The 810-nt window shown below is 76.3% G+C and carries 1 protein-coding gene; it reads left to right on the plus strand.

Annotation, left to right across the window (positions count from 1 at the left end):
* The first annotated feature begins 153 nt into the window (after positions 1–153).
* Entirely contained in the window at positions 154–591 is a 438-nt protein-coding gene (locus ACFW22_RS34455) for a MarR family winged helix-turn-helix transcriptional regulator (RefSeq protein WP_386412403.1), read from the plus strand.
* The last annotated feature ends 219 nt before the right edge of the window (positions 592–810 follow it).

The raw sequence follows: 810 nt of genomic DNA on the forward strand, positions 1-810 counted from the left end.
GCTCCGTATGCTGATACGCCGAGCGACGAGCCGTTATCGCTGGGACGGCCGCCCCACCACCCGGCGCCTCAAGTGATCCATTCGCCGGTCGGTCTAACTCACGGGACCACTGTCGACCAGGCGCCGGCGGACCCCGCCGCCACCGATGACGCCTTGGCCACCCAGCCGGTCGGCTACTGGTCCGGCCTGGCCCATGCGGCCGTCACCCGGCACCTGCGTGACGCCATGGCCGAGGTCGACGCCACACAACCGCAGTACTGGGTGCTCAACCGGGTGAACGGCGGCCCCGCGGCGCCGGGTCGCGCGGAGGTCGTCGCGCAGCTGGGGCACCTCGCCGACGAGCCCCGGGAGATCGCCAGGACCATCGACCAGTTGCTCCACCGCGGATGGCTCCGCGTCGACGGGGGGCAGTGCCTGCACCTCACGGAGGCGGGGGAGGCCGCGCGGGTCCGGCTCCGTGCCCTGGCGACCGAGGTGCGTGCCGTGGTCCACCGGGGCGTCAGCGACGAGGAGTACGTGGTCGCGCTCAAGGTCCTGCGCAGGATGGTGGCCAATGTGGAGGGCGACGGGGCTCCCGACGGACCGTCCTGATCCCGGCTCCGCGCGACGCGCCCGGCCGTGCGTGAACAAGGGGGCAAGGGGGTGGGCCCGGGGTCGCTCCCTCCGAGGGGAGGGGGCGACCCCGGGCCGCGCCCCCCCCCGGGTGCGGGGCGGGCGGGGGGCCGGCCCGGGCGGTACCGGGGGGGGGGGGCACGGGGGGGTTACGGCGGCCCCGGGGGGGGGGGTGCCCGGCGACCAGGGGGTGGACAG

It is taken from the genome of Streptomyces sp. NPDC058872 (assembly GCF_042743065.1).
In the GTDB taxonomy this organism is placed as follows: Bacteria; Actinomycetota; Actinomycetes; order Streptomycetales; family Streptomycetaceae; genus Streptomyces.